Below are 3231 nucleotides of genomic sequence, written 5' to 3'. Positions count from 1 at the left end.
GTTTGTGCTGATCTTTATCGCCGCCGTGTTCGCGGCAGGGTTGCTGGCCTTTGTGGTGAAGAAGCTGGTGGCTGCCGTCGGCCTGGCGCCTGTGGACAGAGTATTCGGAGCCGCTTTTGGTGCGTTGCGCGGAATTGTTTTGCTGCTGGCCGCGACCGTTGTGATCGATATGACGGCGCTGAAGTCCAGCAGTTGGTGGCGGGAATCAAAGGGCGCGCCGGTGTTGACGGCCACGCTCAAAGCCCTGAAGCCGGTATTGCCCGAACAGTTTGCCAAGTATTTAATTTAACTTTGAAGAGTCAACTCATCATGATCGGAACACCATGTGCGGGATAGTCGGCGTCGTCAGCAAAGCCCCGGTCAATCAACTGATTTATGACGGCCTGCTGCTTTTGCAGCATCGCGGCCAGGATGCCGCGGGCATCGTCACACAGCAGGGGCGCAAGTTCTACATGCACAAGGCCAAGGGCATGGTGCGCGACGTCTTTCGCACCCGCAACATGCGCGCGCTACCGGGCACGGTGGGCCTGGGCCAGGTGCGCTACCCCACGGCAGGCAACGCCTACAGCGAAGACGAAGCCCAGCCGTTCTACGTCAACGCGCCCTTCGGCCTGGTGCTGTCGCATAACGGCAACCTGACCAATGCGGCCGAGCTCAAGGCCGAGCTCTTCAATACCGACCACCGCCACATCAACACCGACAGCGACTCTGAAGTGCTGCTCAACGTGCTGGCGCATGAGCTTGAAAAAACCACACGCGGCCTGCCGCTCAAGCCGGTTGATGTGTTTGCCGCAGTGCGCGGCGTGCACAAGCGTGTGAAGGGCTCTTATGCCGTCGTCGCGCTGATCGCAGGCCACGGCCTGCTGGCGTTTCGCGACCCGTTCGGCATCCGCCCGCTGTGCATTGGCCGCGGCGAGAATGAAAACGGCACCACCGTCATGGTGGCCAGCGAGTCGGTGGCCCTGGAAGGCACCTCGCACCAGTTCGAGCGCGACATCGCGCCCGGCGAAGCCGTGTATGTGGACATGGAAGGTGTGGYGCATGCCGAGCAATGCGCACCCAATGCCAAGCTCAATCCCTGCATCTTTGAATTCGTCTACCTGGCGCGCCCCGACTCGGTTCTGGACGGCATCTCGGTCTACCAGGCCCGCCTGAACCTGGGCGAGACGCTGGCCAAGCGCGTGGTCTCCACCGTGCCACCCAGCGAGATCGATGTGATCATTCCGATCCCCGAATCCAGCCGCCCCAGCGCCACGCAGCTGGCACACCTGCTGGGCATTCCGTATCGCGAAGGTTTCGTCAAGAACCGCTACGTCGGCCGTACCTTCATCATGCCGGGGCAGGGCGTGCGCAAGAAGTCCGTGCGCCAGAAGCTCAATGTGATTGCCAGCGAATTCAAGGGCCGCAACGTGTTGCTGGTGGATGACTCCATCGTGCGCGGCACCACCAGCCGTGAGATCGTGCAGATGGCGCGTGACGCCGGCGCGCGCAAGGTGTATTTGGCCAGCGCGGCGCCGCCGGTACGCTATCCCAACGTATACGGCATCGACATGCCTACGCCAGATGAGCTGGTGGCCCATGGCCGCACGATTGAAGAAATCCGTGAAGTCATTGGTTGCGACGCGCTGATCTACCAGGACGTGGAAGGCATGAAGCGCGCCATCGGCTCACTCAACAGCAAGCTCGACGGCTTTGACGCCTCCTGCTTTGACGGCGTTTACATCACGGGCGACGTGACCGCAGAGACCATCGCGGCGATGAATTCGCAGCGTGGCGACACCGCCGAGAAAATCGGTGAAGACAGCGATGTGGATGTGTCCCGCCTGGCGCTGCCCAATCCGCAAGAAGCCTGAGCCCATGACGAAAAAACAATTGCCCGGCAACCTGCACCGCGATACGCTGGCCGTGCGCGTCGCGCTGGAGCCCAGCCAGCACGGTGAAAACTCCGAAGCGCTGTACCTGACCAGCGGCTTTGTGCAACCCGATGCCGAGACCTCGGCGCGGCGCTTTGCCGACCCTACGGAGGGCTATACCTACGGCCGCACGTCCAACCCGACGGTCACCAGCTTTGAGCGCCGCCTGGCCGCGATGGAGGGCACCGAAGCCGCCATCGGCGCCTCGACCGGTATGGGCGCCATCCTGATGATGTGCATGGGCTTGTTGAAATCCGGCGACCACGTCATCTGCTCGCGTTCCATGTTTGGCTCGACGATCGCCCTGATAGGCCGCGAGTTCGGGAAGTTCGGCGTTGAAACCACGTTTGTGTCGCAGACCGACGTGAGCGAGTGGAAGGCCGCATTGCGACCCGGCACCAAGCTGCTGTTTGCTGAAACACCGACCAATCCGCTGACCGAAGTCTGCGACATCCGGGCGCTGGCTGATCTTGCGCACAGCGTGGGCGCCTTGCTCGCGGTGGACAACTGCTTTTGCTCACCGGCCCTGCAGCGGCCGGTGGAATTCGGCGCTGACCTCATCATGCATTCGGGCACCAAGTACCTCGACGGCCAAGGCCGTGTGATGGCGGGTGCGCTCTGCGGCTCGTCCAAACTCATCGTCGACGTGTTCGGCCCGATCGTGCGCACCGCCGGCATGACGCTCGCGCCCTTCAACGCCTGGGTCGTGCTCAAGGGCCTGGAGACATTGAACATCCGCATGCAGGCACAGAGCGCAAATGCGCTGGCTGTCGCAAAGTGGCTCGAAACGCAGCCCGCGGTTGCGCGCGTTTATTACCCTGGTCTTGAATCGCATCCCCAGCATGAGCTGGCCATGCGCCAGCAATCGGGACTGGGTGGCGCGGTGCTGTCGTTTGACGTGCTTGGCGACACGCCGGAAGCGGCACGCGCCAATGCCTTCAAGGTGATCAACAGCACGCAGGTGCTCAGCATTGCGACCAACCTGGGCGACACCAAGACCATCATCAGCCATTCCGCCACCACGTCGCACGGGCGCCTCAGCGAAGAGCAGCGCCAGGCCGCCGGCATAGGCCAGGGCCTGGTTCGCGTGGCCGTCGGGCTCGACCACGTAGACGACATCAAGGCCGACCTGTCCCGCGGCCTGAGCCTTATCGTATGACTGCATGACTGCCTCAATGACCCAAAAGACAAGAACCCGCTTCGCTCCTTCCCCGACCGGATTCATCCACCTCGGCAATATTCGCTCAGCGCTTTACCCTTGGGCTTTTGCGCGCGCCACCGGCGGTGACTTCGTTCTTCGCATCGAAGACACTGATGT

4 protein-coding genes are annotated in these 3231 nt (G+C 62.4%); all 4 read left to right on the top strand.

What is annotated here, in order from left to right; translation table 11 throughout:
• A partial coding sequence (locus AC1DWI_RS17430) for a CvpA family protein (RefSeq protein ID WP_477725304.1) occupies positions 1-289 on the top strand: 289 nt, incomplete at its 5' end.
• Positions 290-323: 34 nt separating this feature from the next.
• Positions 324-1853 carry an amidophosphoribosyltransferase gene (gene purF / locus AC1DWI_RS17425; RefSeq protein ID WP_477725303.1) on the top strand — a complete coding sequence of 510 codons (1530 nt, stop codon included), beginning with the start codon at positions 324-326 and terminating at the stop codon, positions 1851-1853.
• 4 nt (positions 1854-1857) lie between these two features.
• Positions 1858-3072: an O-succinylhomoserine sulfhydrylase gene (locus tag AC1DWI_RS17420; RefSeq protein WP_477668069.1), complete on the top strand. Its 1215-nt coding sequence runs from the start codon at positions 1858-1860 to the stop codon at positions 3070-3072.
• A 16-nt stretch (positions 3073-3088) separates the two neighbouring features.
• The coding region (locus AC1DWI_RS17415; protein WP_477725305.1) for a glutamate--tRNA ligase family protein at positions 3089-3231 on the top strand (143 nt) is incomplete at its 3' end.

Source organism: Polaromonas sp. P3_C2 (assembly GCF_056402675.1).
Note: the sequence above shows the minus strand (reverse complement) of the source record. Positions and strands in the feature narration are given on the sequence as shown.

What these genes read in the sequence shown, in the direction of transcription:
- AC1DWI_RS17420 (WP_477668069.1), top strand. Translation starts at nt 1,858, where the DNA reads ATGACGAAAAAACAATTGCCCGGCAACCTGCACCGCGATACGCTGGCC.